Origin of the sequence: Pseudomonas batumici, assembly GCF_036585405.1 — a bacterium.
GTDB classification, from domain to species: Bacteria; Pseudomonadota; Gammaproteobacteria; order Pseudomonadales; family Pseudomonadaceae; genus Aquipseudomonas; species Aquipseudomonas batumici.
Genome location: NZ_CP144470.1, coordinates 556,094 through 575,837, shown reverse-complemented (window position 1 = coordinate 575,837; position 19,744 = coordinate 556,094). Strand labels below are relative to the sequence as shown.

Here is a 19,744-nt window from a genome sequence, read left to right as displayed (position 1 = left end):
ACAAAGTCCGAGTCGTGTCTGCTCCTGTTCTCAATCGGTTTTAACGCCATGAATACCTCCACTGCCAAAGCCCATATGGATATCCCCCTGCCCGTGCGCAAAAGCCGTTTGCGCAACCCCGGCTGGTTTCTGGTCACCCCGTCAGTCGGCCTGCTGCTGCTGTGGATGATCGTGCCCCTGGGCATGACCCTCTACTTTTCGCTGATCCGCTACAACCTGCTCTACCCGGGGGAAAACCAGTTCGTCGGGCTGGAAAACTTCAGCTACTTCCTGACCGACTCGGGTTTTCTCCCCGGTGCCACCAACACCCTGTTGCTGGTGGGCAGCGTGCTGCTGATCAGCGTGGTGTTCGGCGTGCTGATCTCGGCGCTGCTGGAGGCCAGTGAGTTCTTCGGTCGCGGTATCGTCCGGGTCCTGCTGATCTCGCCCTTCTTCATCATGCCCACCGTGGGCGCACTGATCTGGAAGAACCTGATTTTCCACCCGGTCTCGGGGATCCTCGCCGCGCTGTGGCGACTGTTCGACGCGCAGCCGGTGGACTGGCTGGCCCACTACCCGCTGCTGTCGATCATCATCATCGTGTCCTGGCAGTGGCTGCCCTTCGCCATCCTGATCCTGATGACCGCCATGCAGTCCCTCGACCAGGAACAGAAAGAAGCCGCGCGCCTGGACGGTGCCGGTCCCGTGGCGATCTTCTGGCACCTGACCCTGCCGCACCTGGCCCGGCCGATCGCCGTAGTGGTGATGATCGAGACCATCTTCCTGCTCTCGGTGTTCGCCGAAATCTTCACCACCACCAACGGCGGTCCCGGCTATGCCTCGACCAACCTGGCCTACCTGATCTACAACCAGGCGCTGGTGCAGTTCGACGTCGGCATGGCGTCGGCCGGCGGCCTGATCGCCGTGGTCATCGCCAATATCGCCGCGATCATCCTGGTGCGGATGATCGGCAGAAACCTGACAGACAAGCCTTGAGGCCCGCGCCATGACCCTCACACTCAAACAATCCCGGCGCCTGCAAAGCGTTCTGCTCGGCCTCCTGGCCTGGGCCATTGCGATCCTGATCTTCTTCCCGATCTTCTGGATGGTGCTGACCAGCTTCAAGACCGAGATCGACGCGTTCGCCACGCCGCCCCAGTTCTTCTTCAGCCCGACGCTTGCGAACTACCTGCATATCCAGGAGCGCAGCGACTACTTCCACTTCGCCTGGAACTCGGTGGTGATTTCCTTCAGCGCCACGCTGCTGTGCCTGCTGATCGCGGTGCCGGCGGCCTACTCCATGGCGTTCTATGAAACCCAGCGGACCAAGCGCACGCTGCTGTGGATGCTCTCCACCAAGATGCTGCCGCCGGTGGGGGTGCTGATGCCGATCTACCTGCTGGCCAAGGGCTTTGGCCTGCTGGACACGCGCATCGCGCTGGTCGCGATCTACACGCTGATCAACCTGCCGATCGTGGTCTGGATGATTTACACCTACTTCAAGGACATCCCCAAGGACATCCTCGAGGCCGCCCGCCTCGACGGCGCGACCCTGTGGCAGGAAATGGTCCGGGTGCTGCTGCCGATCAGCAAGGGCGGTCTGGCCTCGACCCTGCTGCTGTCACTGATCCTGTGCTGGAACGAGGCCTTCTGGTCACTGAACCTGACGTCCTCCCACGCCGCGCCGCTGACCGCGCTGATCGCTTCCTACTCAAGTCCCGAGGGTCTGTTCTGGGCCAAGCTGTCGGCCGTCTCGACCCTGGCTTGCGCGCCGATCCTGATCTTCGGCTGGATCAGCCAGAAACAACTGGTGCGCGGCCTGTCCTTCGGCGCCGTGAAATAGCCCTCAAAGAATAAGCACAAAAGGAGCGCCATCATGGCCAACCTGAAAATCAAGAATCTGCAGAAAGGCTTCGAAGGCCTGTCCATCATCAAGGGCATCGACCTGCAAGTGAACGACCGCGAGTTCGTGGTCTTCGTCGGCCCGTCCGGCTGCGGCAAATCGACCCTGCTGCGGCTGATTGCGGGCCTGGAGGAAGTCACCTCCGGCACCATCGAGCTGGACGGTCGCGATATCACCGAAGTCAGCCCGGCCAAGCGCGACCTGGCCATGGTTTTCCAGACCTATGCCCTCTACCCGCACATGAGTGTGCGCAAGAACATGTCCTTCGCCCTGGACCTGGCCGGCGAGGCCAAGGCCGAGGTGGAACGCAAGGTCAATGAAGCCGCGCGAATCCTCGAGCTCGGCCCGCTGCTGGAGCGCAAGCCCAAGCAACTCTCCGGTGGCCAGCGCCAGCGGGTCGCCATCGGCCGCGCCATCGTGCGCAACCCGAAGATCTTCCTGTTCGACGAACCGCTGTCCAACCTCGATGCCGCCCTGCGGGTGCAGATGCGCCTGGAACTGGCGCGCCTGCATAAAGAGTTGCAGGCCACCATGATCTACGTGACCCACGACCAGGTCGAAGCCATGACCCTGGCCGACAAGGTGGTGGTGCTCAACGGTGGTCGCATCGAGCAGGTCGGCTCGCCCCTGGAGCTCTACCATGCGCCGGCCAACCTGTTCGTCGCCGGCTTCCTCGGCACCCCGAAAATGGGCTTTCTCAAGGGCAAGGTCAGTCGCCTCGACGGCCAGGGCTGCGAAGTCGAGCTGGACGCCGGCACGCGCATCAGCCTGCCATTGAGCGGCGCCAGCCTCAGCGTCGGCAGCTCGGTGACCCTGGGCATTCGCCCGGAACACCTGGAAATCGCCAAGCCCGGCGACTGCACCCTGCAGGTCACCGCCGACGTCGGCGAACGCCTGGGCAGCGACACCTTCTGCCACGTGCGCACCGCCTCAGGCGAAGCCCTGACCATGCGCATCCGCGGGGACATGGCCAGCCAGTACGGTGAAACCCTCGAGCTGCACCTGGACAGCCGCCACTGCCATTTATTCGATGCCGGCGGTGTGGCGGTTGCCCGTCCGCTGCGCGCTGCCGCCTGATTGTCGAGAGCCCTTGCAATGAAACTGAATAAACAGAATCTCCACCGGCTGGCTCCGCAAGTCCGCCTGCCGCACTACGACCCGGCCGACACCCGCCAGGGCATTGCCCATATCGGCGTCGGCGGTTTCCACCGCGCCCACCAGGCTTACTACACCGACGCCCTGATGAACACCGGCGAGGGCCTGGACTGGGCCATCTGCGGGGTCGGCCTGCGCAACGAGGACCGCCGTGCCCGGGACGACCTGGCCGGGCAGGATTATCTGTTCACCTTGTTCGAACTGGGCGACAGCGATGACAACGAAGTCCGGGTGATCGGTGCCATCAGCGACATGCTGCTGGCCCAGGACGATCGCCAGGCGCTGATCGACAAGCTCGCCTCGGCGCGGATCCGCATCGTCTCGCTGACCATCACCGAGGGCGGCTACTGCATCGACGACAGCAACGGCGAGTTCATGGCGCACCTGCCGCAGATCCAGCATGACCTAGCCCACCCCGATGCGCCGCAGACCGTCTTCGGCTTTCTCTGCGCGGCCCTGGCCAGGCGCCGGGCCGCAGGCATCCCGGCCTTCACCCTGATGTCCTGCGACAACCTGCCCCACAACGGCGCGGTGACCCGCAAGGCGCTGCTGGCCTTTGCCGCCTTGCGTGACGCCGACCTGCATGACTGGATCGCCGCCCATGTGAGCTTCCCCAATGCCATGGTCGACCGCATCACGCCGATGACCAGCGCGACCCATCGCCTGCAACTGCACGACGAGCACGGCGTCGACGATGCCTGGCCGGTGGTGTGCGAGCCGTTTGTGCAATGGGTGCTGGAGGACAAGTTCGTCAACGGCCGCCCGGCCTGGGAAAAGGTCGGCGTGCAGTTCACCGACGACGTCACGCCCTACGAAGAGATGAAGATCAAGCTGCTCAATGGCAGCCACCTGGCCCTGACCTACCTCGGGTTTCTCAAGGGCTATCGCTTCGTCCACGAGACCATGAACGACCCGCTGTTCGTGAAATACATGCGCGCCTACATGGACCTGGACGTCACCCCGCAACTGGCGCCGGTGCCGGGCATCGACCTGGGAGCGTACAAGGACACCCTGGTCCAGCGCTTCTCCAACCAGGCGATTGCCGACCAGCTGGAGCGGGTCTGTTCCGATGGCTCGTCGAAGTTTCCCAAGTTCACCGTGCCGACCATCAACCGCCTGATTGCCGACGGTCGCGCGACCGAGCGCGCGGCGCTGGTGGTGGCGGCCTGGGCCTTGTACCTCAGGGGCGTCGATGAAAACGGCGTGACCTACGCGATTCCCGACCCCCGGGCCGAGTTCTGCCAGGCACTGGTGGCGGATGACACGCTGATCGTGCAACGGCTGCTGGCCGTGGAAGAGATCTTCGGCACCGCGATTCCCCGCTCCGACGAGTTTGTCGCCGCTTTCAAACGCTGCTTCGACAGCTTGCGGGAAGTGGGGGTAAGCAAGACGCTGGAGCGTTTGCTATGAGTCAAAGACTCTACCTGGGTATCGACTGCGGCACCCAGGGCACCAAGGCTATCGTCCTCGATACCGTCAGCGGCCAGGTGCTGGGCCAGGGCTCGGCCCCCATACCATGATCAGCGGCGCCAACGGCCGCCGCGAGCAGGACACCCGGCAATGGCTGGAGGCATTCACCCTGGCCACCCGCCAGGCCCTGGAAGCCGCGGCGGCGGACGGCCAGGCGATCCTCGGGATCGGCGTCTCTGGCCAGCAACACGGCCTGGTCCTGCTCGACAAGCAGGGTCAGGTCCTGCGTCCGGCCAAGCTCTGGTGTGACACCGAAACCACCGCGCAAAACCAGCGCCTGCTGGAACACCTGGGGGGCGAACAGGGTTCGCTCGAACGCCTGGGCCTCGTGATCGCGCCCGGCTATACCCTGTCCAAGCTGCTCTGGACCCGGGAACAGCATCCGGAACTGTTCGCCCGGATCGCCCATGTCCTGCTGCCCCACGACTACCTCAACTACTGGCTGACCGGCCGTAGTTGCGCGGAATACGGCGATGCGTCGGGCAGCGGCTATTTCGATGTGCGCAAGCGTTGCTGGGACCTGCAACTGCTGCGCGACATCGACCCCACGGGGCGCCTGCAAGCCGCCCTGCCGGAACTGCTCGAAGCCCACCAGCCGGTCGGCCGGGTACTGCCCGGGATTGCCCGGCAACTGGGCATCAACCCCAACGCCCTGGTCTCCAGCGGCGGCGGCGACAACATGATGGGCGCCATCGGCACCGGCAACATCCGACCCGGCGTCATCACCATGAGCCTGGGTTCCTCCGGCACCGTCTACGCCTACGCCGAACAGCCACTGATCAGCCCGGACGCCTCGGTGGCGGCCTTCTGCTCCTCCAGCGGCGGCTGGCTGCCGCTGATCTGCACGATGAACCTGACCAACGCCACCGGCGCCGTCCGTGAGTTGTTCGACCTCGACCTCGAACATTTCAACGCCTGCGTCGCCCAGGCACCGATCGGCGCCGAGGGCGTCAGCATGCTGCCGTTCCTCAACGGCGAACGGGTGCCCGCCCTGCCCCAGGCCACCGGCAGCCTGCTGGGCCTGACCCTGACCAACCTGACCCGGGCCAACCTGTGCCGGGCGGCCGTCGAGGGCACCACCTTCGGCCTGCGCTACGGCCTCGACCTGCTGCGCGGCAACGGCCTGCACAGCCACGGCATCCGCCTGATCGGTGGCGGCGCGAAGAGCGCGGTCTGGCGGCAGATGGTCGCCGATATCATGGACACCCCCGTAGTCTGCACCGAGCAGAGCGAAGCCGCCGCGCTGGGTGCCGCGATCCAGGCCGCCTGGTGCGAGTCCGGGGCAATTCACAGCCTGGCCGAACTGTGCGACCGTTGCGTCAGCCTCGATACGGCGAGTGCAACCCGGCCGATCCCGGCCAACGTCAGCGCCTATCAACCGATCTATCACCGCTACCGCCAACAGGTCGCGGCCATTCAAGAGTGAGCATCCATGTATCTGGTCTGTGGTGAAGCGCTGTTTGATTTTTTCAGTGATGAGACAAGCGGACAAACCTCGAAAGTGAACTTCAAGGCCATTGCCGGCGGTTCGCCGTTCAACGTCGCGGTCGGCCTGCGCCGCCTGGGGGTCGACGTGGGGTTGTTTGCCGGGCTGTCCAACGACTACCTGGGACGCCGCCTGCAACAGGTCCTTCGCGAAGAAGGCGTGCGCGCGGATTACCTGTTGGACTTCGACGCGCCCACCACCCTGGCGATGGTCGCCGTGGGTGCCGACGGTTCGCCCCATTACAGTTTCCGCGGCGAAGGCTGCGCCGACCGCCAGTTGCTGCCAGGCCACCTGCCCGAGCTGGGCGACGAGGTTCGCGGCCTGCATATCGGCTCGTTCTCGCTGGTGGTGCAGCCGATTGCCGATACGTTGCTGGCGCTGGTTCGCCGGGAAAGCGGCCGGCGCCTGATCACGCTCGACCCCAATGTACGGCTCAACCCGGAGCCAGACATCGAACTGTGGCGCCAACGCATCGCGACCCTGGCCAAACAGGCCGACATGATCAAGGTCAGCGACGAGGACCTGAGCCTGCTCTACCCCGATCGCGACCCGCAGAGCGTCGCCCAGGCGTGGTTGGCCCAGCGCTGCCAGTTGGTGTTCCTGACCCGTGGCACCCAGGGCGCCAGCGTCTTCAGCCGCCGGCATGGCCACTGGTCGGTGCCGGCCCGCGAAGTCATTACCGCCGATACCGTCGGTGCCGGCGATACCTTCCAGGCGGCGCTGATCGCCTGGTTGACCGAACAGCAGCTTGATTCAGTGAAGGGGCTCGAGCGCCTGGAAAAGGCCCAGATCGACGCGATGCTGAACTTCGCCGTCAATGCCGCCGCGATTACCTGCAGCCGCACCGGGCCGGACCTGCCGTATCGCCATCAGGTGGTGTAACCCCGAAGCACGACGGACAGCGCTGAATCAACCGTGCGGCGAGTTGCCGTCCTCCACCAAGCCCCAATCCTTGGCATCCAACTCCTTCGCCGCGATCGGCGGCTTGGGAGGGGTCTTCTGCACGGTCAGGGCCGCGGTATCCTGATGCAGCTTCAGACGCAGGCGCAGGTTGTTCACCGAGTCGGCGTTCTTCAGCGCCTCCTCCTCGTCGATCGCCCCTTCCACCACCAGTTCGAACAAGGCCGTGTCGAAGGTGCGCATGCCGATGATCTCGGACTTCTCCATGATCCCCTTGAGTTCGGAAAACTCATTGCGCTTGATGAAATCACGCACCGTCGGCGTACCCAGCATCACCTCCACGGCCGCCCGGCGCTTGCCGTCCTGGGTATTGACCAGGCGCTGCGAGACGAAGGCCTTCAGGTTGTTGCCCAGGTCGTTGAGCAGTTGCGGCCGGCGGTCTTCGGGGAAAAAGTTGATGATGCGGTCCAGCGCCTGGTTGGCGTTGTTGGCGTGCAGGGTGGAGATCGCCAGGTGCCCGGTATCGGCGAACGCCAGGGCGTGCTCCATGGTTTCGCGGTCGCGGATCTCGCCGATCAGGATCACATCCGGGGCCTGGCGCAGGGTGTTTTTCAGCGCCGCGTGGAAACTGCGGGTGTCGACCCCGACTTCGCGCTGGTTGATGATCGACTTCTTGTGCCGATGGATATACTCCACCGGGTCTTCGATGGTGATGATATGGCCGCTGCTGTGGCGATTGCGGTAGTCGATCAGCGCCGCCAGCGAAGTGGACTTGCCTGAACCAGTGGCGCCGACGAACAGCACCAGGCCACGCTTCTCCATGATGGTCTCGAGCAGGATCGGTGGCAGCTTGAGGTCTTCGAAACGGGGGATTTCCAGCTTGATGTTGCGCGCGACGATGGACACTTCGTTGCGCTGCTTGAAGATATTGATACGGAACCGCCCGACACCGGGCAAGGACAATGCCAGGTTCATTTCCAGTTCCCGTTCGAACTGCAGGCGTTGTTCGGGGTCCATGATACCGTCGGCAATGGCCGCCACCTCGCCGAGCTTCAGCGATTCGCTGCCCAACGGCTTGAGCACGCCATTGAACTTGGCACAGGGCGGCGCACCGGTGGACAGGTACAGGTCCGAGCCGTCCTGGGCGGCCAGGGTTTTCAGCAACGCGTGGATATCCATGGCAAAGGTGTCCGCAATACAGTCAAAAAGAGGTTGAGCGATTAAGCTTGTGTCATTTGAATATGACAAATGTCTACAGCTTGGCGGGATAATAAGCCGCGGCGCAACCCAAAGCTTCACCTTCAAGGCAGGTTTATGAACGGATCTCCAGGTGGCGGCAGCGCCACCCGACTCGGCACCTGGGACTGGGATATCGACCAGGACCTGTTTGTCGCCGATGCCCACTTCGCCCAGTTGCACGGTGTCGACCCCGCGAGGGCCAACCAGACACCCCTCAGCGTCTATATGGACAGCGTGCACCCCGAAGACCGCGCCCTGGTGGCCCACGGTATCAAGCAGTGCCTGGAGCAGCACACCGAGCACGCCGAAGAGTACCGCGTCTTGCAAGCCGACGGCCAGGTGCGCTGGGTCTTCGCCCGGGGACGTTGCCACCTCGGGCCCCATGGGCGGGCGCAGCGCTTTGTCGGCGCGGCGTTGGACATCACCGAGCACAAACGCACCGAAGAGGCCCTGCGCAATCTCAACGAGACCCTGGAAGAGCGTGTCGCCCAGCGCACCCGGGCGCTGGCCGAGTCCAACCAGCGCTTGCAGAACGAGATGTTCGAACGCGAGCGCGCCGAAGAGGCGCTGCGCCATGCGCAGAAAATGGAAGCGGTGGGACAACTGACCGGCGGCATCGCCCATGACTTCAACAACATGCTGACCGGCATCATCGGCAGCCTGGACCTGATGCAACGCTATATCGCCGCCGGGCGCAGCGACGAGATCGGCCGGTTTGCCGACGCCGCCGTGAGTTCGGCGCAGCGGGCTGCGTCCCTCACCCATCGGCTGCTGGCGTTTTCCCGCCGGCAATCGCTGGACCGCAAGCGCATCGATCCCAACCAGTTGGTGCAGTCGCTGGAAGACCTGTTCAGCCGCACCACCGGCGCCCATATCACCCTGAAAGTCGAACTGGGCCAGGACGTGTGGCCGGTCAACACCGACACCGGGCAACTGGAAAGCGCCCTGCTCAACCTGGTGATCAACGCCCGCGACGCCATGCCCGACGGCGGCGAACTGCGGATCGAGACCGCCAACAGCTACCTCGACGGCGGTGACCTCAGCACCCTGGAGCCGGTCAAGGCCGGCGACTACGTGATGATCGGCGTCAGCGACAACGGGACCGGCATGAGTCCGTTGATCCTGGCCAAGGCGTTCGACCCGTTCTTCACCACCAAGCCCATTGGCCAGGGCACGGGCCTGGGCTTGTCGATGATCTACGGTTTTGCCCAGCAGTCCGGCGGCCATGTCACCCTGGAAAGCGAGCCGGGCCGAGGCACCTGCGTGCGCTTGTACTTGCCGCGCCATCACGCGCCGCAAGCCGAGGTGCCGCGACCACCCCAACACCCCGTGGAGCCCCCCGTGGCCGCTATCGACGAATCGGTGATGGTGGTGGAGGACGATCCGGCGGTGCGGATGCTGGTACTCAATGTCCTCGACGAGCTGGGCTATACCGTGCACCCGGCGGCGGATGCACGGACCGCCCTGCCGCTGCTGGAGTCGAGCCTGCGGATCGACCTGCTGGTCACCGATGTCGGCCTGCCGGGGATGAACGGCCGGCAACTGGCGGAAGTCGCCCGGCAGCACCGCCCGGGGCTCAAGGTGCTGTTCATGACCGGTTACGCCGAGAAGGCCGCCGAGCGCCAGGGCTTCCTCGAACCCGGCATGGACCTGATTGCCAAGCCCTTCACCCTGGACGCACTGGCGAAGCGGGTGCGCGACATGATCGGGCAGGCGCCTTGAACTTCAGGCATAATCCCGCGCCCGCCGCATGCCCCAACGCTTCAAGGTAACGAATCGATGAAAGCCCAAGCCCGTCATATCCTGGTCAAGACCGCCGAGGAAGCCGAACAACTCAAGCAACGCATCGCCAAGGGCGAGGCGTTCGATGTGCTGGCCAAGAAGTACTCCACCTGCCCGTCCGGCAAGCGTGGCGGCGACCTGGGTGAAGTGCGGCCGGGGCAGATGGTCGGGGCCATCGACCAGGTGATCTTCAAGAAGCCGCTGCGCACCGTGCACGGCCCGATCAAGAGCAAGTTCGGCTATCACCTGGTGCAGGTTTTCTACCGCGATTGAACCACGCAAGCGCCGTGCTCAAGTCCTTGGTATCAGCGCCCCACGCACCTGAATCACCCGACTCGCCAAGCGATGCCCGGCCAGTGCCGCCTGTTGCGGATCACCGCCACCCAGGCGGCAGGCCAGATACGCCGCACTGAACGAGTCCCCCGCCGCCGTGGTATCCACCACCGTCTCGACCTTGCACGCCGGCACCTCGAACGCCTCGCCCTCGCAGTGAACCAGGCAACTCTCGGCACCCCGCTTGATGATCACTTCCGGCGTGCCGATGCGCTCGTAGGCGCTGAACACCGCCTGGGCATCGGCATAACCGAACAGCGCCTGTTCGTCCTCAAGGGTCAACAAGGCCATGTCCACGTAGGGCAATACCGACCGATAGGCCGCCCGCGCCTGCTCGACATCGACCCACAAGCGCGGTCGGTAGTTATTGTCGAAGACCACCCGGGTGTCGCCCTGGCGGGCCAGTTCAAGAACCTCGATCAGCTTTTCCCGCCCGGTTTCGCCGAGCACCGCCAGGGTGATGCCACTGAAATACAGCACGTCGTAATCCGGCAAGGCCGCCAGCACCGGGGCCGCGCTCGGTGCGGTGAAGCAGTCGCGCACGGCCGCCTCGTTGCGCCAGTAGAGAAACCGGCGCTCCCCCTTGGCGTCAGTCTGGATGCAATACAAACCGGGCAAGCGCCCCGGCAGCCGTTGAACCAGATCCAGGCCGATGCCCTCCTCGCGCCAGATCCGGCACATGCTGTCGCTGAAGCTGTCGTCGCCCAGGGCGGTGACATAGTCCACCGAGGCCCGCCCACCCAGTTCGCGGGACAGGTAGACGGCGGTGTTCAACGTGTCGCCGCCGAAGCTCTGCTGCAGGCTGCCGTCGGCATGTTGTTGCAGTTCGATCATGCATTCGCCGATCAGGGCGATACGCGGTGGGGGCAGGTTCATAGCGGTATCCTTTAGAAACAGGTCTCGAACCCTTCGATAACCGTCATCTGCTCATCGACAATGCAGCCGACCCGCCACTTGTCGAAAGTCAGGCACGGATGCGAGGTGCCAAACGCAACGATGTCCCCGACCCGCAACTCGCAACCCAGCGCCACCGTCATGAACGCATGCTGGTCCATCACCGCCGTCACCTTGCAGGCACTGACGTCTTCACCCACCGCCGGCACGACACCGGCCTTGTAGCGCAGCAACGGCACCGGCAAGCCGGCGTCGAAGGCCACGTCGCGCTTGCCCAGGGCGATCACCGCAAACCCCGGCTCCGGCATCGATTGCACATGGGCCCAGACCTCCAGCGCCGGGCGCAAGCCTTCGCTCAAGTCACTCCGGCGATGCAGCACACAGCACTGGGCGTCCTTGTAGATACCGTGGTCATGGGCAACATAGCTGCCCGGACGCAACACACTGAGAAAACGCCCGCCGGCGTCCTGGGCCTCGAACTCTTCAGCGATCAGGTCGTACCAGGCCGACCCCGAAGCGGTGATGATCGGCTTGCCGATGTCAAACGCGCCGCTGTCCTGCAACTCCACCGCCAGTCGCACCAGGGAGTCGGCAAAGGCACGAATCCCGCTCACCGCCTGATCGCCGTGGATCACCCCTTCATAACCTTCGATACCGGTCAGCGCCAGGGCCGGTTGGGCCTTGATCGCCCGCGCCAGGTCCAGCACTTCCTGCTCGCTGCGGCAACCGCAACGGCCGCCGACCACGCCGTACTCGATCATCACGTTCAGGCGCAGGCCACGTTCGCCGAAGAAAGCCCCCAGGGCCGCGACATTGTCCGGGTGATCGACCATGCAGTGGAACTCGAACTGCGGATCGGCCAACAACTCGGCGATCAGCGCCATGTTCGGCGCGCCCACCAGTTGGTTGGCCATCAGCACCCGACGGACGCCCGCCGCGTAGGCGGCACGGGTCTGCACGGCGGTCGCCAGGGTAATCCCCCAGGCCCCGGCGGCCAGTTGCCGGCGAAACAGCGCCGGCACCATGCTGGTCTTGCCATGGGGCGCCAGCTCGGCGCCGCTGCGACTGACGAAGTCCTGCATCCAGCGGATATTGTGTTCCAGGGCGTCGCGATGGAGCACCAGGGCCGGCAGGCTGACGTCGCTCACCAGTTGGGCGCCGATGCTTGGGGTGCCCTTTTCCACGGCAGCGAAGTTGAAGGCGGTAGACATTTCAAACTCCTTATCGGCGGCGCCCTTGGCACCGCGCTAGTCGTTGATGCGGCGGGCCAGGTTGTTCGCGCTCTCGATCAGGACCCGGCGATAGTCGTTGTAGTTGGCCTTGGCATCGGCCCGTGGGGCAACGATGCACAGGGTGGCGATGCAGACGCCGCGCTCGTCCTTGACCGGCGCGGCGAAACAGTGGGTAAAGGTGTCGGCCACGCTGTCGAAGGAAAAGAACCCGTCGATTCCGGCCTGGCGAATTTCCTTGAGGAAGACTTCCAGCGGCAGGCGCTCGCCGTCCGGCAGGATGAAGTCGTCGTGGTCGATCAGGTCGATGATTTCCTGGTCGCTCAGGTGCGCCAGCAGCAGGCGGCCGGAGGCCGTCCATGGAATCGGTGCGTTCTCGCCGATATCCGAGGAAATCCGGAAATGCCGTTCCCCTTCCTTCATCAGCGCCACGGTGTACTTGCGACCGTTGAGCAGGCACATCTGCGCGGTTTCCCGGGTCTGGCTGACGATCTCCTGCAAGGCATGGTCGGCTTCGCGGCTCAGGTCGAAATGGCGCAGGTGCGCCTGGCCGAGAAAGTACAGCTGACGGCCCAGGTAGACATGGCCCTCCTTGCCGACCGACTCGAGGATGCGCCGCTCCAGCAGGGACGCCACCAACTCGTAGACCGTGGACTTCGGGCTGCCGATACCGCTGGCGATATCGTTGGGACGCAGCGGCTGGCCGATTTCCTTGAGGTAATCGAGGATATCAAACGCCCGGTCCAGCCCTTTTGCCCGGCGCTTGATGGTGTCTTCGGTCATGTCAGTGCCATCCCATTGGAAAAGTTGCCGGGAAGTTTACCCAGATTGATGTGTGCGGGCTTGTCGGAACGCCAACCGTCAGGCCCTCTTCTTGTACGCGATGCAATCGATCTCGACCTTGCAGTCGACCATCATGTTCGCCTGGACACAGGCCCGTGCCGGGGCGTGCTCGGGATGGAAGTACTCGGAAAACACCTTGTTGAAGCTCCAGAAATCCCGTGGGTCCTCCAGCCAGACCCCCGCGCGCACCACATCCTTCAGGCCATAACCGGCCTCTTCGAGAATCGCGATCAGGTTCCTCATGGCCTGGTGAGTCTGCTCGACGATGCCACCGCCGATGATTTCGCCATCCAGTGCCGGTACCTGGCCGGACACATGCAGCCAGCCATCGGCTTCGACGGCACGGGCGAAAGGACGAGGCTGACCGCCACCCGCGGTGCTGCCGGTGCCGTAACGAGTAATGCTCATGGGTTTCTCCTTGGGTAAAAAGTCAAAAACGGGTGTTTTTCAGAAATTCCGCGAGACGCGGCGACTGCGGGCGTTCGAACAGTTGTTTGGGTGGACCCTGTTCTTCAATACGCCCCTGGTTCATGAAAACGATCTTGTCCGAGACCTCAAAGGCAAAGCGCATCTCGTGGGTGACCAGCAACATGGTCATGCCCTCTTCTGCCAGACCCTTGATCACCGCCAGCACTTCGCCCACCAGTTCGGGGTCGAGGGCCGAGGTCACTTCATCGAACAGCATCAGGCTCGGGTTCATCGCAATGGCCCGGGCAATGGCAACCCGCTGCTGCTGGCCGCCGGACAACTGCCCGGGAAAATGATTGCGCCGCTCCAACAGACCCACGCGCTCCAGCCATTTCTCCGCCAGCGCCACGGCCTGGTCCTTGGGCAGCTTCTTGACCTTCAGCAGGCCCAGGGTGACGTTCTGCAAGGCCGTGAGGTGCGGAAACAGGTTGAACTGCTGGAACGCCATGCCGGTCATGGCCCGGTGCTGGGCGATGACTTTTTCCTGATGGCGCACGCGCTTGCCGTTCACTTCGCTGTAGCCGATGGACTCACCGTCCAGGGTGATCTGGCCGCCCTGGAATTCTTCCAGCAGGTTCACGCAGCGCAGCAGCGTGGTCTTGCCCGAGCCGCTGGAGCCGATCAGCGTGACCACGTTGCCGCGCTGCATGTCCAGGTCGACGCCCTTGAGCACTTCGAGCTGGCCGTATTGTTTGTGCAGCCCGCGAATGCTGAGCAGTGCTTGGGAATCAGTCGTCATGGCAAGGCCACCCGCTTTTCGATATGCCGACCGAGCAACTCGATCGAGTAGTTGATGATGAAGAACAACAAACCGGCGAACAGGTAGAACTCCAGGGTCATGAAGGTCCGGGCGATCACCTGCTGGGTGCTGAGCAGCAGCTCGGCGACGCCGATCACCGAGAGCAGGGTCGAGGCCTTGACGATTTCGGTGGACGAATTGACCCAGGTCGGCAGGATCTGCCGCAACGCCTGGGGCAACAGCACATAGCCCAGGGCCTGGTGGAAGGTCAGGCCGATGGCCTTGCTCGCTTCCATCTGGCCACGGGGAATGGCTTGCAGCGCGCCACGCACGATCTCCGCCACGTGGGAGCCACAGAACAGCGTCAGGCCCAGGACGCCGGCCTGGAAAGCACTGATCTGCCAACCCAGGGCCGGGGCCATGTAGAAACAGGCGAGCACCAGCACGAACACCGGGGTGCCGCGGATCAGGTCGACATACAGGCGAAACGGCAGGCGCATCCAGAACTTGCCGTAGGTCAGCACCAGGCCGGCGACAATCCCGATCAGGGTGCCGCAGACAATCGCCAGGACCGAACAGGCGACGCTGGTCTGGAAGCCCTCCCAGAGGGTTTCCCGGGCGACCCACAACTCATGCCAGCAACTTTGCGATTCGTACATGGGTGCCTCCTATCGGCGAATCGCCAGGCGCTGCTCGAGGTGTCGCAGCATCAGGGCAATGAGGTAACAGGCCGCCACATAGAGTGCGGTGGTGACCATCCAGGTTTCGATCACCCGATAGCTTTCCACGTTGATCTTGCGGGCGTGATAGGTCAGCTCCGGCACGGCGATGGCCGCCGCCAGGGAGGTGTCCTTGAACAGGGAAATGAAGTTGTTGGACAGCGCCGGCAGCACGTTGCGCAACATCACCGGCACGGTGACGTAGGCCCGCACCTGCCATTCGCCCAGGCCGATGGCCAACCCGGCTTCGCGCTGGCCCTTGGGAATGCTCAAGAGGCCGGCGCGGAACACTTCGGTCAGGTAGGCCCCGGCATACAGCGACAGGGTGATGATGAACGAGGGGATCTTGTCCAGCCGGATGCCCAGGCTCGGCATGGCGAAGTAGATCAACAGGATCAACACCAGGATCGGCGTGTTACGGATCACCGTCACATACACCGAGGCCAGCGCCCGTAGTGCGCGATGCTTGCTCAGCAAGGCAAACGCCATCATCAGGCCGATCACGCAGCCGATGGCGATGGACACCAGGGCCAGTTCCAGGCCCAGCGCCAGCCCCGCCAGCAAGGTGTCGAAATCGCGCCAGACGGCGGCAAAGTTCAACTGATAGTTCATGGTTCGCGGTACCTTCGACGGGGCGCCGTATTCGACGTCCCGTCCTCAACGGATTACTTGAATTCGACGGGGAAACCGATTTCTGGCGATGGCAGATCGACGCCGAACCACTTCTTGAAGGACGCCGCATAGGTCGGGAACTCGACGCCGGTCATGGACTCATGCAAGGCGGTGTTGACGAAGTTCAGCCAGTCCTGGTCGCCGCGCTTGACCGCGCAGGCATAGGTTTGCGGGCTCCAGGCAAAGGCCGGGCTGCGGTACATACCGGGTTTCTGCACCATCAGGTACTTGACCGAGGATTGATCGGTGGCGGCGGCATCGGCACGGCCGGTGCTCATGGCCTGGTACATCAGGTCGACGCTGTCGTACTGGTCGACCTTGGCCTTGGGCAGCGCCTGGTGCACCAGCTCCTCGGCGTACACGTTCTGCAGCACGGCAACGGTGACGCCGTCACCGGCGGCGCGCAGGCTGTCGATTTCCTTGTATTTGCTATTGGCTGGCAACAGCAGCGCAACCCCTTCGCGGTAGTACGGCAAGGTGAAGGCGACTTGCTGGGCACGGCTGGCGGTCACGGTGATGAACTGGCAGCTGATATCGACCTTGTCGGTCAGCAGGTTGGGAATCCGTGCATCGGAAGACTGCACCACGTACTCGACTTTGCTCGGGTCGTTGAACAGGCCCTTGGCGATCATGCCGCCGATATCGATATCGAAACCCTGCAACTTGCCGTCGGCGCCCTGGAAGTGCCACGGCGCGTTGGTACTGCCGGTGCCGACGACCAGGTGACCGCGCTTGAGCACGCTATCGAGCTTGCTGTCCGCTGCTTGCGCGGCGACCGCCGCCGAAGCCGCCAGAAGAAAAACACAGGCCTTAAACAAGGAAAGTCCACGCTGCATGACGTTGCACTCCGATGATGTATATTCCGCTATAGCGGAACTTGGTATGTAACAACGGAATAGACAGCAGAAAGTGTGCCACAGGATTCAGCGCGCGCAGATCAGGGTTTTAAATTTCAGGAAAATCAACGAGATAGATTTTTCGAAAAAACGGTGTCGCGGGAGGTAGCGCAGCACCGTGCTACGGAAGGCCACGCGGGTATGGGTGGGAAGGCCCCAAGGCGGTGCGAGGGTGGGTGATTTCGGGGCTGATTACGTTAGCAAGCTAATAAGAGTCCTACACTTAACTCAGGATTAATCCAGCACATGGAAAGTGAAATCGACCGCGCTCGCGCAGATTTCCCCTGACGCCCTCCGCGGCATGCCCAGCGCCCTTGTAGCGCGGGCTGAAACCTCAAGCCTGCTTCGGAGAAACACCATGAACCTACGTCCCCTGCTGATAACCGGCGCCCTGGCCCTCTCGGCCTTTACCGGCGTGGCCCTGGCCGACAATAGCGGCACCGCCCAGCCCGTGCCTTATCATTACGGCATGCCCCTGAACATCGCCAAGGTCACCTCGATGACCGAGCAACCGACCCATGTCTGCAAAGTGGTCACCGCCGACATGAAGTTCATCGATACCGCCGGCAAGCCCGAGGACATCACCTACCTCAAGCTGTCGGACGCCTGCAACTACAACAACTGATGCCGACAAGACGAGATCCTGAACACACCGCGACACCTGTAGGAGCCGGCTTGCTGGCGATGGCGTCCGCACGGATACCGCAAGGCTCAAGGGCCTCATCGCTGGCAAGCCAGCTCCCACAGTGGCTGCCTTGACCGTCATTGCGAATCAAGGGTCAAGACCGCATCCACAGTGACCGTATCACCCCCCTTGAAATAACCCGAAGAGCAGCACCCCCCTCGTCCGAGCGCAGTCCCCCGCCGTCAACACCCCCGCCTTTTCAGCCACCCTCCAGCAATTGTCGATCAAACATGTTTAGTAATGAGTCTCATTATGTTACAAATTACCATCTTCTCTAACAGTGGTGCGTTGCCGAATGCTGGTTCCCTTTCTGATCATGCTGCGCGAAGGCATTGAAGCCGCGCTTATCGTTGGCATTATCGCCAGTTACCTCAAGCAGACTGGCCGGGGCCAGTGGATGCCCGCCGTATGGATCGGCGTGTTCCTCGCTGCCGCCCTCGCCCTGCTGGTCGGCGGTGGCCTGGAGCTGATGAGTGCGGAGTTCCCGCAGAAGCAGCAGGAACTCTTCGAAGGCATCGTCGGGCTGATCGCCGTCGGCATCCTCAGCTCGATGGTGTTCTGGATGCGCAAGGTCGCCCGCTCCATCAAGCACGCCCTGCATGAATCCCTCGACCAGGCGCTCGCCGGTTCCACACACCAGGTCTGGGCACTGATCGCCATGGTGTTTTTCGCCGTGGCCCGCGAAGGCCTGGAAACCGTGTTCTTCCTGCTGGCGGTGTTCCAGCAGAGCGAAGGTCCGGGCGCGCCCATAGGCGCCCTGCTCGGCCTGGTCCTGGCGATTTTCCTCGGTTTCGCCCTCTACAGCGGCAGCATGCGCCTGAACCTGGGCCTGTTCTTCCGCTGGACCGGCCTGTTCATCCTGCTGGTCGCCGCCGGCATCCTCGCCAACTCGGTCCGGGCCCTGCATGAGGCCGGCCTGTGGAACCACCTGCAGGCGGTGGTCTTCGACATCAGCGCCACGCTGCCGATGGACGGCCCGACGGGCTCGCTGCTGGCCGGCATGTTCGGCTACCAGGATGCGCCCACGGTCAGCGTCCTGGGTGCCTACCTGCTGTACCTGGCAGTCACCCTGGTGCTGTTCTTCATCCCGGCGGCGACACCCGCTCCCAAGCACACTTCTTCCGTTCCCAACCCTTAAGGTTACCCATGTCCAACCCTGCAACTGGCAAACCGCCCCAGGCCCTGCGCTGGGCGGTAGCCGGCTCGGTGATCGTGATGATCGCGGCCGGCGGGCTGTTCTATTACGCCTCGCAGTTGGCCGCGAGCAAGCGCCAGGCCCATCACAACGAAATCACCGTGACCATCCAGGCCCACGGCTGTGAGCCGAATGCCCTGACTGTACCGGCCGGGCAGAACAGCTTCCGCATCCTCAACAGTTCGCAACGCGCGGTCGAGTGGGAAATCCTCGACGGCGTGCTGGTGGTCGAGGAACGCGAGAACATCGCTCCGGGCCTGAGCCAGGTGATCAACGCCAACCTGATGCCCGGCGACTACACCATCACCTGCGGGCTGCTGAGCAACCCACGCGGCAGCTTGCACGTGACGCCGACAGCGGCCTCCGAGGCGGCAGCCAAGGCACGCCCTTCGATGACTGCGTTTATCGGCCCGCTGTCGGAATTCCGGGTGTACCTGAGCAGCCAGGGCAGCGCGCTGATCAAGGCGGTCGATGCGCTGGAGCAGGCGCTGGTCGCCGGCGACCTGACCCAGGCCCAGGCGCTCTATGCACCGGCCCGTGCCGCCTATCAGCGCCTGGCCCCGGCCGCCCAGCGTTTCGCCGAACTGGACAACGCGATCAACGCCCGCGCCGACTACTACGAACAACGCGAACAGGATCCGGGCTTCGGTGGCTTCCACCGCATCGAATACGGCCTGTTCCGGCAGCGCGACCTCGACGGCCTGGTGCCGGTCGCCCAACGCCTGCAAGCCGATGTCATCAACCTCAGACAACAATTGCTGGCCCAGTCGCTGCCGCCGGAACAGTTGGTGAGCATCGTCATCCGCAGCCTGCGCGGCATGGCCGAGACCCGGGCCGGCAGTGGTGAAGAAGAACGCTACAGCCACGTCGACCTGGACGGTTTCGCCACCAACCTGCAAGCCGCGCAAAAGGTGATCGATCTGCTGCGGCCGCTGCTGGTCAAGTCGTCCGGCGACCTGCTGGCGAAGATCGACAACGCCGCCGTGACCCTGGACGCCGAGTTCAACGGCCTGCGCAGCGCCAACGGCTATCTCACCTACGACACCGTCAGTGCCGCGCAACGCCAGCGGATCAGCGACAAGGCCAAGGCCCTGGCCGATGCACTCGATGGAATCGACCCCGCCCTCGGCCTTTCCGGCCTGTAAACAAGCAGACGA

Annotated in this window: 18 protein-coding genes and 2 pseudogenes; 11 read left to right on the top strand and 9 right to left on the bottom strand. The window is 63.7% G+C overall.

The window, feature by feature from the left end; translation table 11 throughout:
* The first annotated feature begins 48 nt into the window (after positions 1–48).
* From NUH87_RS02255 to NUH87_RS02230, 6 genes and pseudogenes are all read left to right on the top strand, one after another.
* A complete protein-coding gene (locus NUH87_RS02255; RefSeq protein ID WP_338524523.1) occupies positions 49–975 on the top strand; it encodes a sugar ABC transporter permease in 927 nt (308 codons plus the stop codon).
* Between the two features lie 10 nt (positions 976–985).
* On the top strand, positions 986–1,822 hold the full coding sequence (locus NUH87_RS02250; protein WP_338524522.1) for a carbohydrate ABC transporter permease: 837 nt from the start codon (positions 986–988) through the stop codon (positions 1,820–1,822).
* 33 nt (positions 1,823–1,855) lie between these two features.
* Positions 1,856–2,959: a sn-glycerol-3-phosphate ABC transporter ATP-binding protein UgpC gene (locus NUH87_RS02245; RefSeq protein ID WP_338524521.1), complete on the top strand. Its 1,104-nt coding sequence runs from the start codon at positions 1,856–1,858 to the stop codon at positions 2,957–2,959.
* An 18-nt stretch (positions 2,960–2,977) separates the two neighbouring features.
* Complete coding sequence (locus NUH87_RS02240; protein WP_338524520.1) at positions 2,978–4,447, top strand: mannitol dehydrogenase family protein; 1,470 nt, start codon at positions 2,978–2,980, stop codon at positions 4,445–4,447.
* Positions 4,444–5,933: pseudogene (xylB, locus tag NUH87_RS02235) on the top strand (xylulokinase). Before NUH87_RS02240 ends, xylB begins: the two are co-directional and overlap by 4 nt.
* A gap of 6 nt (positions 5,934–5,939) precedes the next feature.
* Positions 5,940–6,875 (top strand): carbohydrate kinase, encoded by a 936-nt coding sequence (locus NUH87_RS02230; protein WP_338524518.1) that lies wholly within the window; start codon positions 5,940–5,942, stop codon positions 6,873–6,875.
* A gap of 27 nt (positions 6,876–6,902) precedes the next feature.
* Here the strand turns inward: NUH87_RS02230 and NUH87_RS02225 are convergent, their stop codons facing one another.
* A complete protein-coding gene (locus NUH87_RS02225; RefSeq protein WP_338524517.1) occupies positions 6,903–8,072 on the bottom strand; it encodes a PilT/PilU family type 4a pilus ATPase in 1,170 nt (389 codons plus the stop codon).
* 171 nt (positions 8,073–8,243) lie between these two features.
* Here NUH87_RS02225 and NUH87_RS02220 point away from each other — a divergent pair.
* Together NUH87_RS02220 and NUH87_RS02215 are read left to right on the top strand one after the other, a co-directional pair.
* Positions 8,244–9,854 (top strand): annotated as a pseudogene (locus tag NUH87_RS02220) (ATP-binding protein); the annotation flags it as partial.
* Between the two features lie 57 nt (positions 9,855–9,911).
* Entirely contained in the window at positions 9,912–10,187 is a 276-nt protein-coding gene (locus tag NUH87_RS02215; RefSeq protein ID WP_007932676.1) for a peptidylprolyl isomerase, read from the top strand.
* Positions 10,188–10,205: 18 nt separating this feature from the next.
* Here the strand turns inward: NUH87_RS02215 and NUH87_RS02210 are convergent, their stop codons facing one another.
* The 8 genes from NUH87_RS02210 to NUH87_RS02175 all read right to left on the bottom strand — a co-directional run bounded on the left by NUH87_RS02210 (position 10,206) and on the right by NUH87_RS02175 (position 16,647).
* On the bottom strand, positions 10,206–11,123 hold the full coding sequence (locus NUH87_RS02210) for a sugar kinase (RefSeq protein ID WP_338524515.1): 918 nt from the start codon (positions 11,121–11,123) through the stop codon (positions 10,206–10,208).
* A gap of 11 nt (positions 11,124–11,134) precedes the next feature.
* Positions 11,135–12,352 carry an amino acid deaminase gene (locus tag NUH87_RS02205; protein WP_338524514.1) on the bottom strand — a complete coding sequence of 406 codons (1,218 nt, stop codon included), beginning with the start codon at positions 12,350–12,352 and terminating at the stop codon, positions 11,135–11,137.
* 36 nt (positions 12,353–12,388) lie between these two features.
* Positions 12,389–13,153, bottom strand: coding sequence for an IclR family transcriptional regulator (locus NUH87_RS02200; protein WP_338524513.1), 765 nt, complete (start codon positions 13,151–13,153; stop codon positions 12,389–12,391).
* A 78-nt stretch (positions 13,154–13,231) separates the two neighbouring features.
* Positions 13,232–13,621, bottom strand: a complete 390-nt coding sequence (locus NUH87_RS02195; protein WP_338524512.1) for a RidA family protein — start codon at positions 13,619–13,621, stop codon at positions 13,232–13,234.
* A gap of 22 nt (positions 13,622–13,643) precedes the next feature.
* The gene (locus NUH87_RS02190; RefSeq protein WP_338524511.1) at positions 13,644–14,420 is read right to left on the bottom strand and encodes an amino acid ABC transporter ATP-binding protein; all 777 of its coding nucleotides are present in this window, start codon (positions 14,418–14,420) and stop codon (positions 13,644–13,646) included.
* A complete protein-coding gene (locus tag NUH87_RS02185) occupies positions 14,417–15,079 on the bottom strand; it encodes an amino acid ABC transporter permease (protein ID WP_338524510.1) in 663 nt (220 codons plus the stop codon). Before NUH87_RS02185 ends, NUH87_RS02190 begins: the two co-directional genes overlap by 4 nt.
* A 9-nt stretch (positions 15,080–15,088) precedes the next feature.
* Complete coding sequence (locus tag NUH87_RS02180; protein WP_338524509.1) at positions 15,089–15,751, bottom strand: amino acid ABC transporter permease; 663 nt, start codon at positions 15,749–15,751, stop codon at positions 15,089–15,091.
* A gap of 53 nt (positions 15,752–15,804) precedes the next feature.
* Positions 15,805–16,647 carry a transporter substrate-binding domain-containing protein gene (locus NUH87_RS02175; protein WP_040067316.1) on the bottom strand — a complete coding sequence of 281 codons (843 nt, stop codon included), beginning with the start codon at positions 16,645–16,647 and terminating at the stop codon, positions 15,805–15,807.
* Positions 16,648–17,065: 418 nt separating this feature from the next.
* Between NUH87_RS02175 and NUH87_RS02170 the strand changes: the two genes are divergently transcribed.
* From NUH87_RS02170 to efeO, 3 genes are all read left to right on the top strand, one after another.
* Entirely contained in the window at positions 17,066–17,332 is a 267-nt protein-coding gene (locus NUH87_RS02170) for a DUF2790 domain-containing protein (protein WP_338524508.1), read from the top strand.
* Between the two features lie 355 nt (positions 17,333–17,687).
* Positions 17,688–18,530, top strand: coding sequence for an iron uptake transporter permease EfeU (gene efeU, locus NUH87_RS02165; RefSeq protein ID WP_338524507.1), 843 nt, complete (start codon positions 17,688–17,690; stop codon positions 18,528–18,530).
* 8 nt (positions 18,531–18,538) lie between these two features.
* Complete coding sequence (gene efeO / locus NUH87_RS02160; RefSeq protein ID WP_338524506.1) at positions 18,539–19,732, top strand: iron uptake system protein EfeO; 1,194 nt, start codon at positions 18,539–18,541, stop codon at positions 19,730–19,732.
* Positions 19,733–19,744 lie beyond the last annotated feature (12 nt).